The following is an 18,418-nucleotide window of genomic DNA, read 5'->3' on the forward strand; positions in this document are numbered from 1 at the left end:
TCCAGTAAAATATTATTTTAACAAACTAATTATGGAGAGAAGAGGCGAAAACTTCAATGGTAAATAAAGTTATATCGGACAGTTTTGTACACGTCTTCTGCACCCTGCATTTCATAGGTTGAATATGAAATCTTACCTCTCACTTAATTAATATTCGAATCATTCTGCACATTTTCGCCGAAAACAAGTACCATTTTTCAATTGTTTCATATGATTTATATGAAAGGGGGAGAAGGTTATCGTCTATACGGAAACGATTGATCTTCAAGGTCATTTATTTACTGCTGTAACGGTGAATTTACCGAAAACAACATTGCTGACTATATCGAATGAGCGTGGGTACATCATGTGTGGTGCACTCGATGTCGGGCTGTTAAATGAAAAGTTGGCCGATCGTAAAATCATTGCTGGGCGTGCAGTTGGTGTTCGAACGATCGATGACTTACTCAAGGCGCCATTGGAATCCGTCACATACGAAGCGAGAGCGTGCGGCATCGAAGAAGGTATGATTGGCGAAGATGCTTTATTAAAAATGATTTAGTCAAATTTGTAAGCTCTCCGGTGATGAGCTTCACCCAAATAAATTTTCATGCAAAAAAACCGCTCTTTCAATTTCTTGAAAAAGCGGTCTATCTATTTTCATTGACCATACTTAGGTACAATCATATTGCTTTATTATAATAGGAAGCTTTCGATCCTTTACTTCTTTTTACGGCTAGAAGCTCTTCCAATTTCTGAATATATTCACGGTCTGCTGATATTCTTGTAAGGCTTGTTAATAAATATGGTCTTAACCCGGAATTGATTTTTTGGCATCGCGCAAGATTGATCAAATACTTGGCCATCTTAAATGACTTTAAGTGCGTATGTCCATTTTTAAATTCCTTCTTCGTATTGACGACCATAAATTCCTGCTTACGCCCTTTATAAAAAGGAATAATAATAAACTCATCTTTTTTAAAAATTTGATTCATATTATCCTCATCCTTTTCTCGAATATATTCAAAAATGAACTTTTCCATACGGAGAAATAGTGATCACCCCGTTTCCCTTAATGCCCCTCCCGCCTCTCCTCTTTTATTGGTCTTACATTTCCATACCCTATTTACCGGTTACTTTATTCCAAGTTCAATCGAAAAAGCACTTTTTAAGCTATTATTAACAATTCGAGTATGTTTTTACATTTGGTTAATATAGGATATTACAGAGGGAAAGCATTTGACAGGACAATTGCTTGCATTTCACTGAATTTTCTGTAAAATTAAATCAAGTTCTATTCATTCCCCCTAATGTTCTGGTCGCACATTACATTTACGAGGATTGGGTAGGGCTTTTCTTTATCGTTCTTTGCCTCGTTGAAGAAACGATAAAGTTCCGCTTATTGGTATTTTACTGGTAAAACAAATGGAATAGACTGAAAAACGGCACTTATTTTCTGGGATCGCCTTATTCATTAAAAAAAGGCCACATTAAAAGTAATCGTTCCTTTTAATGTAGCCCGTTTGCTTCATTTTATTTTATGAATTTCACTTCTTGAAGTTTATGGTGACCTGAGTCATTAATCCAGTAGCCTTCAATTTTTTCACTTACACCCGAAATATACGCTTGATGGTGGATATAAATCATTGGCGCTTCTTCCACTAAAATATCTTGAATCTCCTTATATAACGCTAAACGCTTCGTCGTGTCAATTTCTTCACGCGCCTCATCTAATAACGCATCGACCCTGTCATTCGTGTAGAACATACGGTTACCCGCATCGCCATGGTTTTTCGAGTGGAATAGCTGTGTTAAGAAGTAGTCCGCATCGCCTACCGGATTCGATAAACCTAAAATATACATGTCATGCTCACCGGCAGCCGTCTTCGCTAAGTATGCGCCCCACTCGACCACTTCAATGTCTGCCGTCACATTAATTTTCTTTAGTTCTTCTTGCAGCATGATTGCGATGTCTTGTCGCTGCGGGTTATCATTTGTCCAGATCGTTGTAGTAAAGCCATCCGCCAAGCCGGCTTCTGCTAAAAGTTCCTTCGCCTTTTCAACATCATAAGTTAATGGCTCTACCGAGTCATCATAGCCATATACACTTGGTGCTAACGGGCCTTTCGCTACTTCACCGATCCCTTCATAAATACCATCGATAATCAATTGCTGATCGACAAGCATTGATATTGCCTGACGAACACGAACATCGTCAAATGGTTCTTTATCGATATTGAAACCAACGTAAGATAATGATGAACCTGGTGTAATATCAACAGTACTCGTCGTTCCTTCAATCATTTCCACTTCATTTGGCTGAACCGGTTCAATAATATGTGCGTATCCCGTTTCCAGTTCTGCAGCACGTGTCGCACTTTCCGGAATGACTTTAAACGTTACAGAGTCTACATATGCTTTTTGACTCCAGTAATCTTCGTTATTCACTAATTTAATTTCTGTACCTGGTGTCCAATAATCAAACTTCATAAAGCCTGTACCAATCGGACCTTGCTCATTCACTAATGCGCCTGCCGGTTGGTCAGCTTTCATATTTTCATAATCTGCATCAATTTGGGCTGGTGAAATGATTACGCCGACCGGATGGTTTAAGTGGTTCAGTAATGGCGCAAATGGATAATGTGTATGAATTCGTACAACATAATCACTTACGACTTCCACTTCTTTCACCGCTTCAAATAAAAATGCCCGTGGCGCACCGACTTCCGGATCTAATATGCGGTCGAAGTTTTTCTTAACAGCCGCCGCATTGAAGTCTTCTCCATCATGGAATGTAATGCCTTCTTCAAGCTCAAACTCCCATGTCACATCATCTACTGCTGTCCAGCTTTTTGCCAAACTCGGTACGATATTGCCTTCTTTATCTTTTTTCACAAGACCTTCTGTAATGTTCGATAATACAGAAGCTGACGGTACGTCCGTAGACATATGCGGATCTAAATTTGCCGCATCGGATAATGTTGCAAGTACTAAATCCCCTCCAGCTGCCGCTTCCACCTCAGTAGAACTACTTGATGAATCCGCTGTTGTATTGTCACTGTTAGATGAGTCAACACCTGAATCATCCCCTCCGCTACACGCTACTAAAAGTAAGGCAAACGCCATTACTAAAAATAACAGAAAATTACTTTTTAAGTTATTCTTCATTCGTCTTTTCCCCCTTCGTTCTAACTTTTGTAGGCAATACATGTAAAGTCTACCAATTAAAACTTATAAAATAAACAATATTCTAAATTTTTATTCAATTATTCAAAATAAACAGTCACAACTTTTTCGGAAAAAATTACTTAAATAAGCATTGTTTTTATGTTATAGAGCATTTAAGGAATTTTTCCAATAGTATTCTATACATTTTTTATGCAAAAATAAAACACCCCTAGTTAGAAGTAACATTCTAACTAGAGGCGCGAACATTTATTGGACTTTTTTCTTCAACTTACACTAAAAGTGCCGCCGCTTCTTCCAGCGTGACCATATTCGTAATCATCGAACAAGCCGCATCAAGAATCGGGAATGCCAATGCAGCACCCGATCCTTCTCCAAGTCGCATATTCATATGCAGCATCGGTTCCAGTCCTAAAAGCTCGGCCGCGATTTTTGCACCCGGCTCTTCCGATAGATGTGACGGAATTAAATACGCTTTCACATTCGGATTCAGTTTATAGGCGATCAATGCCGAAATCGTTGAAATATACCCATCGACTACGACCGGCACACGATTCGCGGCAGCTGCAAGGAAAACTCCTGCCATCCCGCAAATCTCCAGCCCGCCTACTTTTGCCACAACATCAATCGGATCTTCAGCATCCGGTTTATTCAACGCGATCGCTTTTCGAATGACTTCGGCTTTATATTCGATACCGCCAGCCCCAACACCAGCTCCGTAACCCGTTACTTCCAGCGGATCACAGCCATGAAGTACCGAAAGCACCGCAGCACTTGGTGTCGTATTTCCGATGCCCATTTCACCGGTCCCGATAAGGTTGACGCCGCTTCGAATGGCTTCTGTCGCGACTTCAATTCCGACTTCAATCGCCTGAATCGCTTCTTCACGTGTCATTGCAGGACCTTTCGCCATATTGTCCGTCCCGTATTTCACCTTTTTAATAATGACCCCGGCATCTTGAGGTAAATCTTCTTTTACCCCGATATCTACCGGGATGACTTTCGCATTCGTTATTTTCGAAATCGTACACATCCCTGTCGTCCCTTTCGGAAAGGATAGTGTTTGGAAAACCGTTGTACTTTGCGGGTTTGGTGTTACCCCTTCCTCATATACACCGTGATCTGCCGCCATGACAATCATCGCTTTGTTATCGATTTTCGGTGCAAGTTCACCGGTAATTGTGGCGATTTGCATAGCTAATGATTCAAGCTTCCCTAAACTTTGAGGCGGCTTGGCTAAAGAGTCTATGTACTGTCGCGCTTTGTCTTCCATTTGTCGGTCGATTCCCTGAATTTGTTCAATCGTTTTCTGTAATAATTGCATGTTTCGTTTCCCCCATTTAAATGAATTTTGACAATAAAAATAGCCTGCAGTTTATTCGTTAACAAATAAACTACAGACATATCCAGTGTCTATAAACAGTAAGCGTATTAGGCAGGTCTCCTGGCTCAGATTCACGATTTCATAGCCCCTTCCCGGAATGACATCCAGTGGGTATTGCTATGAAACTCCTCCATACAGTGGTGGGATTACGCTAAAGCTTTTCACTTTATTCCCTATTCTCCTTTAACGGGCACCTAATGCTTGATGAATTTAACATTACTTTACTTTGAACCTGTTTTTTCGTCAAGGGGTCTACACATTCAGTTTACGCTGATCAGCTAACTGTGGTTTCATTGCAAACTTTGCAACAAAGTAAACTAGAAAACTCAACCAAGTCCCCTGTACAGTCAAGCTGTTAGATACCGGGATAGATGAGGAGATAACGCTCAAGATATTTAATGTGTAAAATACTAAAATTCCAAGTAACGCTATCGTCATCACTTTATTTTTTCCAGCCATTTGTTTACGAAACAGCGGACCGGCCACATTGCTACCGCTGCGCTTAGTCTCTATAACTTGTTTAATTAAAGCATAAGTTAAACCTGCAATAATTATCCCAACTACTGCAAATCCGATCATTTCTCCCATTTTCATTTTCCCCCGTTCCACTAATCTCCCAAATAAAACTCTTTTATTTTCTTCGGCAAGATTTTACTCATAATGATTCCTGCCAACGCCAAGCCAATCAAAATCACTCCAATTTCCAAAAGGCTTTTTAACCATGGGATTTCAATCATTTCCGTTATGTTGGCTCCACCTATAATAATAAATACAGCTCCAGCCCATGCCAGTAAAAAACCGGCACCGAATTGCAGCCATTCTTTTTTCGACAGCTGTTTAAAAATGGCCCTATACTTATAAAATTTCCTGCAAGCAAAGATTAACAAAAACCCCGTTAGAATATAACCAATCATCACAATCCCCCTGCTTTAACTTTGTTTATGTATGACGGTCCAACACATCTGTTCCTTTAAAATGTTTGATTGTCGCCCATAACGAGACGATAAGCAAAAATGAAAAAAGGACAAAGGAAATGCCCGCTAGCCATTTAGCAACGATCGAGGACGAATTATTAAGTAGCTGAATATTTTTTAACAAGAAACCTACAATCATAATTTGAGGCAGGATTAAACAAATCCTTATAGAAACCGCCTTTGAATTTTCCTGTGTCATAACCACTCTCCATTTAGTCATTATTTTACTATGCTAACATATTCCCCTAATACGAGGTAATACGGAATCCCACTCAAAAGCTTGCCGCACCCTTCACCAAATAAAAAACGGCATGAATTTCTCCATGCCGGTTTCAGTCGAATCAACTAAGTATGCCTTCACTCGCCGCATATACTTTCACACGGTTGCGTCCTTCTTCCTTCGCCGCATATAAAGCGGTGTCTGCTTTATGCAATAGCTGATACAAAGTTTCTTCTGTCCAGTCTACTACTTCCGCAACACCAATACTTAACGTAGCCGAAAGACTGCCCGCTTCCGTCATGAGCGGTGCCTGTTCAATGGCAGTGCGAAGCTGGTTGGCTAATATTTCACCTTCCGCTTCATCGAACCCCTTCAGCGCAATGACGAATTCCTCTCCGCCGTACCGCGCAAAGAAATGCCGCCCTTCCAGCAGTTGTGTTTGGCAGGCATTTACGACGTGCACGAGCAACTGGTCCCCTATATGATGCCCGTACGTATCATTCACCCGTTTAAAATGATCGATATCCATTAACAGGACCGTAAATGGCAAACCCGTATCCTTCGCTTCCTGAAAATCCTGTTCACTTTGCTGTAAAAATGCGCGGCGATTATAAATTTTCGTGAGCTCATCATAATAAGCCTGCTGCTCCAGTTTTTCCTGCAGCCTTTTAATTTCCGTAATATCCGTAAAAACCAATAACAAGCCTTTACTGTTTCTCGCTTGTTCCAGTGAAGTAATGCGAACTTGATAAACCCGGTCCGCATATTCGGAACATAACCTCACTTCTTGAACGTCCTTAATATCGCGTTAATTTGAAAGGCAGTTCCTCCCCTGTCTGTTCATTCCAAAACTTCACAAAATTTTTGCCGAACATCGATTTTTTCAAATTTGGCAGCATCACTTTCGATGCTTGATTGAATTCAATAAGCCGGTAAGATTCATCCAATACGATGGCCCCGTCCGTAATACTATTATATATTTTATCTTTCGCAATCGGCATAATCCGAAACAGCCGGGATGTGCTGATCGCCCACAAGTATAATAAGGAAGAAAGCCATAAAATCATCGGTACCGGATCAACTCCTGCAGGTGTGAATCCGTTCAAATAAAGAAACGCTGTCACTATCGGAACAAGCTGGCCGAACATTAACGCAATCAATTGGGGGCGGTATACCTTCGCCGTTTCCTTCCAATGAGAAATCACCAGCAAAAATGCGACAAACATGCTGGCAAAGGTGTATACACCGTGCACCATATACCACATGCCAATCTCCTGATAAACGAAAGGTGCTCCTAAATTCGGGTCCAGTTCAAAAACTCGATAATGAAGATGATGCCAGGGATTTGTCGCTACCATTATAATAGTGATAAATGGAATAAGAAGTATGAATACGCTTCTTCTAACCGTCATCTTAAAGCCTAAATAGCTCATGACATACAGTAAGCCCAGTGTTGCAGATGTCGGCATCCCGATGTAGAGAATGGTATTCCAGAAACTGATTTGTTCGAGCGTCGTCGATATTAAAGTCATGGCCGAAGCAAAACAGTAAATGCTGATGGCCGCTGTATAGAGAATAAAATAATTTGCGATATTCGTATATTTATGACGTTTGCTAAAGGCATAGAGACATAAGTACAAATTTAGTACTCCCGACGTACAAACAAGCGTTATATACATGGTCAATTGCGAACCCATTATTGGTTTATCCTCTCTTAATTAACACTTTTTTCTTATAATGTAGCATAAAATATAAAATAATAGGATATTTTATTGAAATAATAATAGTTATCTATCAATTTATCCCTCGAAATGAAAGGAGGAAAAAAGGCGTTTCCCTTTACTTATTCTCCCATCTAATTCAAAATTACAGTTTAATAGAATAAAATCTATGTTTTAAAATGTTAGAAGAGATTATTTGATGGGAGTGTATTTCATGATCCAAAATATAATGAAGCGAAATAACGTACATATTCGTGGGAAAGGTAAAAAACCTTTAATTTTCGCTGCTGGGTTTGGATGCGACCAAACGGTATGGAATGATGTATTTCCTGCTTTTGAAGAAGATTATCAAATAATTTTATTTGATTATGTCGGGTTTGGAAATTCAGATATTACAGCTTTTGACCTTGAAAAATATGGAGAACTGTCCGGTTACGTGCAGGATCTTTTAGACATTTGTGAAACTCTGGATTTAAAGGAAGCAGTTTTTGTCGGTCACTCGGTAAGCAGTATGATCGGCTTCTTGGCTTCATTATCAAAACCAGAGTACTTTTCACAACTGATCCTGATCGCACCATCACCAAGTTATATCAATGATCCCCCATACTACGGTGGTTTTGAAATTAAAGACTTACTCAATTTAATGGACCTGATGGAAAAAAATTATATCGGTTGGGCAAATGCTTTCTCGATTACATTATTAAACAATACAGCAAAAGCAGGCGTTTCAAAAGATTTGGAAGATCGGTTCTGTTCAACTGATCCTTTATTTGCGAATACATTTGCAAAGGCTTGCTTCTTTACCGATAACCGTAAAGATATTCCGAAAGCAACTGTCCCGTCCCTTATTTTACAATGTAAGGAAGATGTCATCGCGCCAAGGGTAGTTGGCGAGTACTTACATGAGCATATGCCAAACAGTAAGATTGCCTATATGAATGCAATCGGTCACTGTCCACATATGAGCGACCCGGAGGAAACAATTCAATTGATTAAAAATTATTTATCGGAGCAACCTGTGCCACTGATCGGTGAGGGCGTGGAATATTTAAATGGATGAACTAATAGAGAAGGCCCCGTGCGGATTTATCACTTTATCATCAGAAGGTGAAATTCTTACCATTAATAAGACATTGCTGAATTTGCTGCACTATCAAACATCCGAGCATCTTATAGGGCAGCATTTTAATGTGCTGTTATCTCCTTCGTCCCAGATTTTCTGTCAGCTTTATTTAGTACCGCTGATTAAAGTGAAGCACGCTGTCGAGGAAATGTTCCTGACATTACTAACCGTAATGAAAGAAGAAATCCCTATTTTATTAAACGCTTCTATCCAGGATAATAATCAGATAATCGGCGTCATTTTTCCGATCCGTAATCGAAGTGCATTGGAAGATGCGCTCATAAACGCCCGGAAAATGACGGAAGATGCTTATTTAGAAAAAGAGCAGGTCCTTTCGAAATTGGAGAAAAAGCAACTGGATCTCGAGCAGGCCAATCAAATCAACACGAAAATTATGCGAGAAACCGAACGGGATTTGCAGATTGCCAAAAAAATTCAGGAAACCGCATTAACGAAGGACATCCTCAATGAGGATATTCAAATCCTGTCTTATTATCATGCGTCTAAATCATTATCCGGAGATATTTTTGGATTTTATCAAATAACGCCGCAAAAGTACGGCATTATTTTATTGGATGTTATGGGCCACGGGGTTTCATCTGCTTTAATTACGATGTCACTTCAATCGATGTTCCAGAAGTTAATATCGCGGGAAGCCGCACCTGAAAGGGTATTACAGGAGCTGGATCAGTACTTGCACGATTTATTTCAAAACAATCAGGATGCTTGGCATTACTGCACAGCAATTTATCTGAATATTGATATCAGCACACAGACGATTGAGTATATTAATGCTGGCCACCCTCCTGCTATTTTACAGGAAGTCAATGGTGCCCAACATGAGCTCGGTGCAACAAACCCGCCATTAGGCATGTTTGAAAACATTTTGTATAAATCAAGAACATTTCATTATAAGAGTGGGACAAGAATACTTCTGTATACAGATGGTGTTTCTGAAACGTTTGAGTTAAACACCTTAAATCATTTACTGCACGATACAATATGGAGTCCATTAGCAAAGACAAAAGAGACCATTCAACATACACTCGAAAACAAAGAAAATATATATAGTAAATATAATCATGATGACCAATGTTTTATATTGGTTGAGTTATAAAAAAACAGTGGGAGAGACTTTCCACTGTTTTTTACTTTTCCAACTAAGCTACAAATACCCGTACATATAAAAACGAGGAATGTCCTGTGTATTCCCAAACTTTCATTTGGGAACGTTATTTTGTATGGATTTGTATGTTTTATAAATTGTTGTTGTACTAGAATATCTGTTAGTGAAAGAAAAATTTATTCTTTATTAACATAAGTCCCGCCAATGAAATCATGAATGGTTCTCTTGTCTTCTCGTAAGATAACCATAAGTCCACTGACCAATACTGATATTCCAAAGGTAGCTAATACAATGATATATTTACCAACCATTTCTCTCATAATCATATTGAGTATTGTAGGGTTCTCATCATCGTTAAAACGCTTTATTTTAACCTTACAAATTTTCTTGCCGATTACGTATCCACCCCACAAAATAGGAGTAATGGTCAAATACAAGGTATATAATGCTTGAAAAGTGAATTCTTCGTTCTGTTCGATAGAATAACTACCGTTTATCATGTAATATACGATTCCAAATATTGACGAAATAATTAAAAAATCTAAAATACTTGCTATAAACCTTATGCCAAATCCTGCTGGTCTCTTAAAATTCATCTAATCTCCCCCTATATTCCGTTTACTGTAAATTATACCATTTCATTATTGAACTACTATCTCGTTAATTGAAGAAAAACGTACCTAAAGCGACGTTTGGTAACATTTCATAATTTTTATTATTACTAAATAATAATCCCAAAATCCCCATACTATTGCCTAGTCATTAAAACTTAATGTGGTATATAATAAATATTTAATTTAAAACGGATTCAACGTTCTTGGAAATTCAACAAAGGAATTAGACTAAAATAACGAAGCTACTGCTACTATTATTAAATAAGCATACTAACTTTGACTGAAGAAGAAAAAGAAAATCCAAGTTGTACGCAAAAGTGCATTGCAGCGTCAAAGAGGGATTGGGAGTAATTATGGGAAATTTGTTCAATGCATTATTTATACTATTTTTGTTGTCGCCTCTAGTTGTGGCAATTATTTTAATGGTTAAGGCTAAAAATACCGACGCCATGTTTTATACGAAGTTTGTTGGGCTTGCATTCGGGGTTTTTAATGTGGGATTTTTAATTATGACTTTAACTGATTCCGGGAATGGCGGAGGCCTATTTATAGGGTTAGGCTTCTTCTTTTTTGTATTGCCGATTAATGCGATTGCTTTCTTTATATGCTTATTTTCAGATTTAAACATGATGGATAAAAGCGCTAAAAACTTAAAATAAAGTGAACAATGATGAGGTCGTCAAAGATCAATGTTATAGATTCATTAGTAGAGACAAACGCTGAAATAACAACGTTTGTCTTTTTGTGTTCCGATAGATGTTATGATGCTCCTTATCACATTAATCAAGTAGCATCATAAATCATCAAATCCTAAATTCACCGGCTCTAACGGTAATTCCCCGGCAGAGCCTGCCATATTCGTAGACGCTACCGAATGGTCCACTTCCTCAAAGGAAATCCCATCAATCCAAGCTTCGCCAGACCCTGTCAGTAAAAGTCCAAAATGAATGGAGGCACTTTCTTCTCGCACATCTAAGACAATTGAATAATAATTCCAATCGGTCGTTCCGTAAATCGAACGGTTGTCCATATTATCAAATTGCAGTAAATCACCGTTTCTTGAATCAATTCGACACCAGGCACCGCACTTCACAACATTTTTTGTTTTAATAAAGCAGGACATTTTCATTCGTTTACCAATCCATTTTTCAGCTGAAAATGTTTGCATCATTGTACCAAAATGACCTTCCTCTACAGAACCATTAGAACTAAGTTGACCGGATTTTGAACCTGTATGGAATACTTCGTGGTCCGCTTTCATCATATAAAGAGACGGATTTGTCCCCGTTAACAGCCACCCTTTTACTTCGTTTGTTGTTGTCATTTCCTTTTCCTCCTTTGTGTATAAAGAACGCATCATCTGGCGGTATTTACCGGGTGGCATATTGTATAGCTCTTTAAATGCACGGGTAAAAGCTTCTTGCGATTGAAACCGACATTCTAACGAAATCTCAAGAATTGCATAATCCGTATGGAGCAAGAGATAAGCAGATACGGCAAGGCGTCTTTTTCGAATATACTCACCAATCGTTAAACCCGTTTCTTTTTTAAACTGACGCGTCAAATAAAATTTCGAGTAGCCGATTTTTTCTGCGTAATGCTCCAACCGCCACGTTGTTAATAAATTCTCCTCTAATGTATCCACAATTTTTTGAACGATTTCACTATACATAACTGCTCACCTCAAAACCAAGTATACGGGAGGAATAAGGAAATTTTTTGATAATTATTGCACTACTTTCATTCGGGAACTTTTTTTGATTTAAACATCCCCTTATTCCAAAATGCGCAGCAAATTTTTCAACGTTACATCAAATCGTTTGCTGTAATGACGTTCGCACAGCCTCTTCACATGACGGAGATATTAAAATCCATCCGCTATAAATCTACTTTATCTGTTCGCTAAGTGGAATCCTTCTCCAACCATAAAATTGCATACCTTCTTCTACTCATAAAAATCATTTCAATTCCCACCTTTCATTGTTTTAAATGACTAAAAATTAATAATGACGTTGGCGCGTGTAATCTTCTACTTTTCGTTTGTTCTCTTCAAAGATTTTTCTTACTTTTTCTTCATGAAGTGCTTTCTCATGTGAGATCTCACGTTCACGCTTTGTAATAGCTATCGAAAGGGTAAAAAAGTTTAATATCATGGATTATCACCTCCTTAAAATACCCTGAAAATGGAAAAAACCGCAGAGAGACTCCCCCCTGCGGTAAAAAAAGGCATAAAAATACCGCAGGGGCACACTTCTCCCTGCGGTATGGGCATACTTAATTAATAAAAAAATTTAAGCAATCCATTCCAAACTGGTCGAATGTGTGATTTTCGTTTTTTCTGAATTTGTATCTACTAGTGACATTAATTTATAAATAACGATCATTTTCTTCGACCTCCTTAGAATTTTTTGATTATTGTGTAAGTATAAACACCCTCACATTATTTGTAAACATATTTTTTACAAAATTGTAAAAAATAATCAAACATACTATTTCAAAATGTTGATGTAGCAAAATTTTCACTGCATTTTATTTTTTATTAATACGTCGTTACTTTGACTGCTTTTTGGGCCGTATAAATCCAGCGCTGCCACCAGGACAGGTTATCCTGATATTCTTGCACATCCAAAGTATACAGGGCATCTTCATTTTTCCAAAGCCGCTCAAAATATCGCTCCATATCCAAGGCGAGCGCACTATCATTTGGCGCGAGGATGCGTACGTTATTTTCCAGGTTGTAATCATCCAGTGTTCGTTCTGTATAGTTGGAAGAACCGCTTGAAATGATGGTTTGTTCTGCTGTTTGAATCCAGATGGCTTTTGTATGGTATTGGCCGACTACGGTATTGTACCAGCGAATGTTAATTTGTTCTTTTGTATCCTCTAGCAGCTCATTCACAACCGGGCGATTCGGCAAACCGGACTTTTCCTGGCCGAATGAGTTTTCATTTGGGTCCAGAATCATGTTCACCTGCACATCCCGGTTTGCTGCATCGGTTAAGGCGTTCACAATGCCGCGATGTGCAATAAAGAACATGCCAACCCAAATTTCATCTCCTTCTTTTGTCGCCTCCAGATCTTCAAGCAAGGCATCCAATATTTTCTTCTCGGTCAAATATTGTACCGCATACTGGCCGTCCTCTTGCTTAGGAATATCCGCCCTCGGCAATTTGGGACCATCCGACATGATCGACACCGCTTCTTCAGTCTCCAGAATATCGTTGATAACAGATCCCGTTACTTTCAAAGCAAGATTTCCGTGGAAACCACTTGCATCATGCGGGTTTGATGAAGTGATAATCGCTTCCTTTTCCGAAATGGCTGCTTTGCGGTGATTGGCTTTCACATTGAGCAGTTCCAAATAGGAGGTTGCGGTCATTTTTGGGGCTTTGCTCGACATGGCATTGGCTATCCACCCTTCGCCGTCGCGGTCAAACCATTGAAAAAATAATCGGTATAAGCCCGAATAAATCGGCGTGGAATCCCTTAATGGTTCTAAATCGGTGTAAACAATTTCTACCCCGGCTTCACGCATCTTCTTGAACCACGGCGTTTCATAGGAACCATAGCCCTTATTTAGCGGATCGGTGATGAAAACAACCGGCATATCCGGATTGTTTTTCTTTTTCTCGGCAAGCTTGTCAGAGAGGCTGTCCGCGATTGGCGGGAAATCTTCTTTTTCATCGAAATACCCATCCATCAAAAAGAAATCCACCACGACAAACTGTTCGGCTTCATCAATCAATGTATAAACTGCATCAAATATATGATTCTCATGTTTCCGATTCGTTCCATCCTGATCTTGCGCATAAGTTAAATCCGTAATCATTTCAATATTGTCTGTTCTATGCAACTCTCCTTCATAGGAAATATTTTTCGGCAACGGTTTATACGTATGCCATAGCATTACCCCTATATATAGCAAAATCAAAAGAAGTAAAAGAGCGCTTATAATCTTTTTTCTGCGGCTCCAGCTGTTCCATTTCTTCTGAACTTTTTCCATTGAAATTCCCCCAATACTCTTGTACTTCAAGTTCCCGCGAACAAGCAAACTTAAACAGCGCTTGCTTGCATGGGAGCTGGGATTGTCAGGGAAACGGACTTAGCGAAGATCCAGTAAAGATCACATCTACTTACATTTAACATTACGCTACGAATGATAACATCAATGTTATGTTCCGTTGGTAGATTTACTATTAAAACAGTGTTTATAATTAAATACGAGAGGATGAAAAGTATGATTAATTTGAATTTAAGCTCGTTGAGAAAACGTCGTAATCTAACGCAAGAGCAATTAGCACAAGAATTAAATGTTTCACGTCAAGTAATTGCAAAATGGGAAAAAGGTGAATCGACACCAGATTTACATCATAGTATGAACATTGCCAATTTCTTTGGGGTAACCTTAGATGCGTTAGTAAATCATAACTCGGAAGAAACAGGTATAGATATTCCACCAAAAGGACAGCATTTTTTTGGGACAGCAACAGTAGGAGAACGTGGCCAAATTGTCATTCCGAAAAAAGCCCGTGAAATTTTCCGAATTAACCCAGGTGATTCAGTCGTTATTATAGGGGATGAGGAACGGGGGTTGGCGTTAGCACCTGAAAAAATGATTAAACAGTTTTTAAATATGGCGAAAAATTATCAAAAAGAGGAGGAATAAATGAATGAGTGCTGCAATTGAACTTCAAGGTTTATCAAAAAGCTTTAAAGAAAAAGTTGCCGTTTCTCCGATGACACTTACGATTAACCAAGGGGAACTATTCGGACTCCTTGGAGTAAATGGTGCTGGAAAAACGACGGTTATCAATATGTTAAGCGGCCTTGCCAAACCAACTTCAGGAGATGCACTTGTTCTTGGGCATTCCCTTAGTAAGGAGTTGCCAAGTATTCGGAGATTACTCGCTGTCTCACCTCAGGAAACGTCCATTGCACCAAATTTATCTGTGCGCGAAAATTTATTATTAATGGCACGCATTCACGGCTTTTCGAAGGAGAAGTCCATTGAAAAAACGGATGCTTTAATTAGCCAGTTTTCACTACAGCCTTACGAACATCAACGTGGTAAAAAATTATCCGGCGGTTGGCAACGAAAGTTAAGTATTGCAATGGCTCTCATTGCAGATCCTCGAATTTTATTTTTAGATGAACCTACTTTGGGGTTAGATATCATTAGCCGTCGTGAGCTATGGGCAATGATAAATAAACTGAGAGAGACGACGACAATTGTACTTACCACCCACTATTTAGAAGAAGCAGAAAACTTGTGTGATCGTATTTGTATTATGAAGGACGGAGAAATAAAGGCACTTGGCAAAGTAGACGAGCTCCTTACAACAGCAAGTAAAGAAAACTTTGAGGATGCATTTGTGCATTTCGTAACAGGAGGCAAATTATAATGAGGGCTTATGTCTTTGCTGGACGTTGTACGAAAGAAATTGTACGCGACCCGATTTCATTATTTTTTGGTATAGCCTTTCCCATCATTTTACTGTTGCTATTAACTGCGATTAATCGCAATGTTCCAGAAGCACTTTTTAATATTGAACATTTAACACCTGGCATCGCAGTATTTAGCCTTTCTTTTATTGCTTTATTTGCAGCACAAACGTTAGCGAAAGACCGTTCTAGTTCCTATTTAATAAGATTGCTAACGACTCCTATGAGAGCAAGTGATTTCATTATTGGTTATACGCTTCCTTTAGGGATAATTGTTTTGCTTCAAAGTATTACGTGTTTTATAACTGCTTACTTTTTAGGTTTGGAGCTATCTTTCAACCATGTATTTGCATTTATTGCCTTACTCATTACATCTACTATTTTCATAGGAATCGGACTGTTATGCGGCTCCTTATTTAGCGAAAAGGCAGCTGTCGGCTTATGTGGCGCTTTGTTAACGAACGTAACCGCCCTATTATCTGGCGCATGGTTCGATGTATCGTTAATTGGGGGAACCATTGAAAAAGTCGCTTATGCGCTACCATTCGTCCACGCTGTTGATTTAGTTCGAGCAATTGTAGCAGAAGACTTTAGCGCAATGTTTCCCCATTTATATGTTGTGGTAATTTATGCAGCGGTCCTTTTTAGTCTTTCGATTTTTATTTTCAAATATAAAATTCAGCAAAATTGAATTACGGTGAACCGTATCATAAGTAAATGCGGTTTTAAAAAAGCTTAAAGAACACGAATGATTCATGTTCTTTAAGCTTTTTTGTTAGATGCTGACGGTAAGATTTAGTGGTTGTAAAATTGTTTCTGCGACTCTTCTTTTGAGATTTTTTTGGAAGCATAGTGCTGCACTTCATTATCACCTACACATACACTGTATGCTGCTTTTTCGAATAAACATTGGTCATTGCTATCATTTCCAAAAGCAATAAACTCATGGATGTTTAGTTTTTCAAGACCCGTTACTTTATTAATACGTAATGGACTGATATCAATCGCATCTTCTTGTTTGTAAGTTGTTATCAAAACAGGTAAGTGTTCAAGGTGAGTAATGACCTGTTGAGTAGGATTAAATATGACTAATTTGCAGATTTTCTCAAGCTCTGTCATAGCTAAATTTCTAGCGGACGTTTGGTTAATATTTTTATAAATAGGATGTTCAAAGCTACCAGTGAATGCATAATCCCATTCGCCATCAGCTAAATATGTAAGCACAACAAAAAGACATTTAAATCGTATATTGAAAAAATGGAGTGAAGAAGCAGCCATTATTCGTAATGGAGATACGCTTCAAATTTTAAATTGGGAAAAGATGAAGCAATATTCAAATGATGTAAGATTTGAATGATATTTAAAACCGCACTTAGTGTCATTACGGAGAAGCGTACCATAAATAAGTGCAGTAAGGTGATAGGACTTAACAATCGGGCGCATTTCATGAATAAGAAAATGCTTTATTCAATTATAGGGGCCATATTGTGGAGGGAAAAATGTATATTTATATATAATGCAATCGGGATTATGAAGAATTACATTTGACCTAATGCAAAAGTATTTCGAAATAAATTGTGGAATAATTTCTTTAAATATAATACCTTAATAACTAGATTATTCGCTTAAAGAAAAATATTAATAGATAAAAAATTCATTATAAAGGATTGAAGCAACATGGAATTACGCCAGTTAGAGTATTTTTTAGTGCTTAGTAAAGAACTACATTTTACAAAAGCAGCCGAAAAGATAGGAATCTCACAACCCACTTTAAGCCAACAAATTAAGGTTCTAGAAAAAGAGATAGGGTATTCACTATTTAACCGTGTTGGCAAGAAAATTGAGCTTACGAAGGTAGGGGCAATTGTCCAACAAGAAGCACTGAATATTCAAGATTCTATCCAAAATATATCTTCACAAATTGTAGCATTTTCGAAAGTAGAAATAGGAGAATTGAAGATTGCTGTATTACCAGGAGAAATGACAGATCTAATATCCACAGTATGTATTAAATTTAATAAGTTATATCCGAATATTAAAGTTCTTATTGAAACTACAGATCAAGTAGAAAAAATTGTTTTAGAAAATCAAGCGGATTTTGGAATTGGTTTTCAATTTGATAAGTCTGATTTATTACAGGGAATAAGGTTATATAATGAAGAGTTTTATCTGATTAGTAATCAAAGTAACAATGAACAAAATGTTTCGTTCTCTTCTATTTTTAATGAACCCCTTATTTTATTTTCTAATTCACATCAATGTAGAAAATTATTAAATAAGACTAGCTTCGGAATTGGCAAGAAATTAGAGCCTATTATTGAAACGTCGAGCATTACATCCATTTTAAATCTCGTAAGAAGTGGAGTTGGTCGCAGTGTTGTCTCACGCACTCTATATGAGTTTTATGATAAAAACGACTTATTTTTCCAACGTATTGAAAACCCAACTTTAACTAGACCTGTCAATCTCATGATAAAGAAGAACTGTTTTATTAACTACGCCGCACGTGAGTACATGAAATTATTATTAGAAGAAATTGAAGAACTTCATTTCCATACAGGGAAAGATGCTCTAAATTATTTAAATGACTTAGCATTATAGGTTGTAACTATCATTTTCATAGAAATGATGTAATAGACGAATGATAAA

The 18,418-nt window shown here is 38.0% G+C and carries 22 protein-coding genes and 1 riboswitch; of the genes, 9 read left to right on the top strand and 13 right to left on the bottom strand.

Translation table 11 applies throughout. The annotated features are described in order from the left end of the window. The first annotated feature begins 292 nt into the window (after nt 1–292). Nucleotides 293–541 carry a YunC family protein gene (locus MKZ25_RS15355; protein ID WP_445326870.1) on the top strand — a complete coding sequence of 83 codons (249 nt, stop codon included), beginning with the start codon at nt 293–295 and terminating at the stop codon, nt 539–541. A gap of 121 nt (nt 542–662) precedes the next feature. On the opposite strand, the gene MKZ25_RS15360 is transcribed toward MKZ25_RS15355, so the two are convergent. The 8 genes from MKZ25_RS15360 to MKZ25_RS15395 form a co-directional block, all read right to left on the bottom strand. Then, on the bottom strand, nt 663–974 hold the full coding sequence (locus MKZ25_RS15360; RefSeq protein WP_008405307.1) for a hypothetical protein: 312 nt from the start codon (nt 972–974) through the stop codon (nt 663–665). 538 nt (nt 975–1,512) lie between these two features. Continuing rightward, nucleotides 1,513–3,147: a glutathione ABC transporter substrate-binding protein gene (locus tag MKZ25_RS15365; protein ID WP_340802262.1), complete on the bottom strand. Its 1,635-nt coding sequence runs from the start codon at nt 3,145–3,147 to the stop codon at nt 1,513–1,515. 289 nt (nt 3,148–3,436) lie between these two features. Further along, complete coding sequence (gene cobT / locus MKZ25_RS15370; protein WP_340802264.1) at nt 3,437–4,489, bottom strand: nicotinate-nucleotide--dimethylbenzimidazole phosphoribosyltransferase; 1,053 nt, start codon at nt 4,487–4,489, stop codon at nt 3,437–3,439. 93 nt (nt 4,490–4,582) lie between these two features. Next, a riboswitch (cobalamin riboswitch) is annotated at nt 4,583–4,760 on the bottom strand. A 41-nt stretch (nt 4,761–4,801) separates the two neighbouring features. Further along, nucleotides 4,802–5,137, bottom strand: a complete 336-nt coding sequence (locus MKZ25_RS15375) for a 4-aminobutyrate aminotransferase (RefSeq protein ID WP_340802265.1) — start codon at nt 5,135–5,137, stop codon at nt 4,802–4,804. Nucleotides 5,138–5,157: 20 nt separating this feature from the next. Then, complete coding sequence (locus tag MKZ25_RS15380; RefSeq protein WP_340802266.1) at nt 5,158–5,463, bottom strand: hypothetical protein; 306 nt, start codon at nt 5,461–5,463, stop codon at nt 5,158–5,160. Between the two features lie 25 nt (nt 5,464–5,488). Continuing rightward, nucleotides 5,489–5,722 (bottom strand): hypothetical protein, encoded by a 234-nt coding sequence (locus tag MKZ25_RS15385; RefSeq protein WP_340802267.1) that lies wholly within the window; start codon nt 5,720–5,722, stop codon nt 5,489–5,491. A gap of 142 nt (nt 5,723–5,864) precedes the next feature. Continuing rightward, nucleotides 5,865–6,527, bottom strand: coding sequence for a GGDEF domain-containing protein (locus MKZ25_RS15390; protein ID WP_340802268.1), 663 nt, complete (start codon nt 6,525–6,527; stop codon nt 5,865–5,867). A gap of 13 nt (nt 6,528–6,540) precedes the next feature. Continuing rightward, entirely contained in the window at nt 6,541–7,383 is an 843-nt protein-coding gene (locus MKZ25_RS15395) for a histidine kinase N-terminal 7TM domain-containing protein (RefSeq protein ID WP_340802269.1), read from the bottom strand. A 295-nt stretch (nt 7,384–7,678) separates the two neighbouring features. On the opposite strand from MKZ25_RS15395, the gene MKZ25_RS15400 reads away from it, so the two are divergent. Together MKZ25_RS15400 and MKZ25_RS15405 are read left to right on the top strand one after the other, a co-directional pair. After that, nucleotides 7,679–8,524 (top strand): alpha/beta fold hydrolase, encoded by an 846-nt coding sequence (locus MKZ25_RS15400; protein ID WP_340802270.1) that lies wholly within the window; start codon nt 7,679–7,681, stop codon nt 8,522–8,524. Further along, nucleotides 8,517–9,704, top strand: coding sequence for a PP2C family protein-serine/threonine phosphatase (locus MKZ25_RS15405; RefSeq protein WP_340802271.1), 1,188 nt, complete (start codon nt 8,517–8,519; stop codon nt 9,702–9,704). The genes MKZ25_RS15400 and MKZ25_RS15405 overlap by 8 nt, the downstream gene beginning before the upstream one ends. A gap of 185 nt (nt 9,705–9,889) precedes the next feature. Here the strand turns inward: MKZ25_RS15405 and MKZ25_RS15410 are convergent, their stop codons facing one another. Beyond that, entirely contained in the window at nt 9,890–10,309 is a 420-nt protein-coding gene (locus MKZ25_RS15410; protein WP_340802273.1) for an RDD family protein, read from the bottom strand. 323 nt (nt 10,310–10,632) lie between these two features. Here MKZ25_RS15410 and MKZ25_RS15415 point away from each other — a divergent pair, with 323 nt between their 5' ends. After that, nucleotides 10,633–10,986, top strand: coding sequence for a hypothetical protein (locus MKZ25_RS15415; RefSeq protein WP_340802274.1), 354 nt, complete (start codon nt 10,633–10,635; stop codon nt 10,984–10,986). A gap of 134 nt (nt 10,987–11,120) precedes the next feature. Here MKZ25_RS15415 and MKZ25_RS15420 read toward each other — a convergent pair whose 3' ends face one another. The 3 genes from MKZ25_RS15420 to MKZ25_RS15430 form a co-directional block, all read right to left on the bottom strand. Next, complete coding sequence (locus MKZ25_RS15420) at nt 11,121–11,999, bottom strand: helix-turn-helix transcriptional regulator (RefSeq protein WP_340802275.1); 879 nt, start codon at nt 11,997–11,999, stop codon at nt 11,121–11,123. Nucleotides 12,000–12,327: 328 nt separating this feature from the next. Next, nucleotides 12,328–12,480 carry a YrzI family small protein gene (locus MKZ25_RS15425; protein WP_340802276.1) on the bottom strand — a complete coding sequence of 51 codons (153 nt, stop codon included), beginning with the start codon at nt 12,478–12,480 and terminating at the stop codon, nt 12,328–12,330. Nucleotides 12,481–12,866: 386 nt separating this feature from the next. Beyond that, a complete protein-coding gene (locus tag MKZ25_RS15430) occupies nt 12,867–14,330 on the bottom strand; it encodes a phospholipase D family protein (protein WP_340802277.1) in 1,464 nt (487 codons plus the stop codon). 234 nt (nt 14,331–14,564) lie between these two features. Here MKZ25_RS15430 and MKZ25_RS15435 point away from each other — a divergent pair, with 234 nt between their 5' ends. From MKZ25_RS15435 to MKZ25_RS15445, 3 genes are read left to right on the top strand one after another with little or no spacing between them, the layout of a single operon-like run. Then, complete coding sequence (locus tag MKZ25_RS15435) at nt 14,565–14,993, top strand: helix-turn-helix domain-containing protein (RefSeq protein WP_340802279.1); 429 nt, start codon at nt 14,565–14,567, stop codon at nt 14,991–14,993. 4 nt (nt 14,994–14,997) lie between these two features. Continuing rightward, on the top strand, nt 14,998–15,729 hold the full coding sequence (locus MKZ25_RS15440; protein WP_340802280.1) for an ABC transporter ATP-binding protein: 732 nt from the start codon (nt 14,998–15,000) through the stop codon (nt 15,727–15,729). Then, nucleotides 15,729–16,460: an ABC transporter permease gene (locus MKZ25_RS15445; RefSeq protein ID WP_340802282.1), complete on the top strand. Its 732-nt coding sequence runs from the start codon at nt 15,729–15,731 to the stop codon at nt 16,458–16,460. The genes MKZ25_RS15440 and MKZ25_RS15445 overlap by 1 nt, the downstream gene beginning before the upstream one ends. A gap of 104 nt (nt 16,461–16,564) precedes the next feature. Here the strand turns inward: MKZ25_RS15445 and MKZ25_RS15450 are convergent, their stop codons facing one another. Continuing rightward, complete coding sequence (locus MKZ25_RS15450) at nt 16,565–16,993, bottom strand: HAD hydrolase family protein (protein ID WP_340802283.1); 429 nt, start codon at nt 16,991–16,993, stop codon at nt 16,565–16,567. A 25-nt stretch (nt 16,994–17,018) separates the two neighbouring features. Here MKZ25_RS15450 and MKZ25_RS19875 point away from each other — a divergent pair, with 25 nt between their 5' ends. Then, on the top strand, nt 17,019–17,126 hold the full coding sequence (locus MKZ25_RS19875) for a hypothetical protein (protein WP_445326871.1): 108 nt from the start codon (nt 17,019–17,021) through the stop codon (nt 17,124–17,126). A gap of 320 nt (nt 17,127–17,446) precedes the next feature. Then, nucleotides 17,447–18,370 carry a LysR family transcriptional regulator gene (locus tag MKZ25_RS15455; protein WP_340802284.1) on the top strand — a complete coding sequence of 308 codons (924 nt, stop codon included), beginning with the start codon at nt 17,447–17,449 and terminating at the stop codon, nt 18,368–18,370. The last annotated feature ends 48 nt before the right edge of the window (nt 18,371–18,418 follow it).

The sequence above is a fragment of the Solibacillus sp. FSL W7-1464 genome, from assembly GCF_038004425.1.
GTDB lineage: Bacteria > Bacillota > Bacilli > Bacillales_A > Planococcaceae > Solibacillus.

Coding starts and splice junctions, on each gene's coding strand:
- MKZ25_RS15405 (WP_340802271.1), top strand. CDS start 8,517: ATGGATGAACTAATAGAGAAGGCCCCGTGCGGATTTATCACTTTATCA.
- MKZ25_RS15420 (WP_340802275.1), bottom strand. CDS start 11,999: ATGTATAGTGAAATCGTTCAAAAAATTGTGGATACATTAGAGGAGAAT.
- MKZ25_RS15385 (WP_340802267.1), bottom strand. CDS start 5,722: ATGACACAGGAAAATTCAAAGGCGGTTTCTATAAGGATTTGTTTAATC.
- MKZ25_RS15435 (WP_340802279.1), top strand. CDS start 14,565: ATGATTAATTTGAATTTAAGCTCGTTGAGAAAACGTCGTAATCTAACG.
- MKZ25_RS15360 (WP_008405307.1), bottom strand. CDS start 974: ATGAATCAAATTTTTAAAAAAGATGAGTTTATTATTATTCCTTTTTAT.
- MKZ25_RS15425 (WP_340802276.1), bottom strand. CDS start 12,480: ATGATATTAAACTTTTTTACCCTTTCGATAGCTATTACAAAGCGTGAA.
- MKZ25_RS15400 (WP_340802270.1), top strand. CDS start 7,679: ATGATCCAAAATATAATGAAGCGAAATAACGTACATATTCGTGGGAAA.
- cobT (WP_340802264.1), bottom strand. CDS start 4,489: ATGCAATTATTACAGAAAACGATTGAACAAATTCAGGGAATCGACCGA.
- MKZ25_RS15455 (WP_340802284.1), top strand. CDS start 17,447: ATGGAATTACGCCAGTTAGAGTATTTTTTAGTGCTTAGTAAAGAACTA.
- MKZ25_RS15410 (WP_340802273.1), bottom strand. CDS start 10,309: ATGAATTTTAAGAGACCAGCAGGATTTGGCATAAGGTTTATAGCAAGT.
- MKZ25_RS15365 (WP_340802262.1), bottom strand. CDS start 3,147: ATGAAGAATAACTTAAAAAGTAATTTTCTGTTATTTTTAGTAATGGCG.
- MKZ25_RS15445 (WP_340802282.1), top strand. CDS start 15,729: ATGAGGGCTTATGTCTTTGCTGGACGTTGTACGAAAGAAATTGTACGC.
- MKZ25_RS15440 (WP_340802280.1), top strand. CDS start 14,998: ATGAGTGCTGCAATTGAACTTCAAGGTTTATCAAAAAGCTTTAAAGAA.
- MKZ25_RS15430 (WP_340802277.1), bottom strand. CDS start 14,330: ATGGAAAAAGTTCAGAAGAAATGGAACAGCTGGAGCCGCAGAAAAAAG.
- MKZ25_RS15375 (WP_340802265.1), bottom strand. CDS start 5,137: ATGGGAGAAATGATCGGATTTGCAGTAGTTGGGATAATTATTGCAGGT.
- MKZ25_RS15380 (WP_340802266.1), bottom strand. CDS start 5,463: ATGATTGGTTATATTCTAACGGGGTTTTTGTTAATCTTTGCTTGCAGG.